1 pseudogene is annotated in these 236 nt (G+C 66.1%); it reads left to right on the top strand.

Features of this window, described 5'->3' with window-relative positions:
- Positions 1–236, top strand: a pseudogene (locus ACTFO6_RS19825) (gfo/Idh/MocA family oxidoreductase); the annotation flags it as partial.

Here is a 236-nt window from a genome sequence, read left to right on the forward strand (position 1 = left end):
GGTCGGTGGCGGTCAGGGCGCGTTCATCGGCGGCGTCCACAGAATCGCTGCGGCGCTCGACGGACAGATCGAGCTCACCGCCGGTGTCTTCTCGCGCGACTTTCAGAACACACAGACGACGGGGAGGAGTCTGTACCTCGATCCCGCGCGGCTGTACCGCAGCGCCGGTGAAATGGCCGCGGCCGAGGCAAAGCGGCCGTCTTCAGATCGCATCGACTTCGTCAGCATCGTCACGC

Source organism: Pelomicrobium sp. G1, from assembly GCF_051905455.1.
GTDB lineage: Bacteria > Pseudomonadota > Gammaproteobacteria > Burkholderiales > UBA6910 > Pelomicrobium.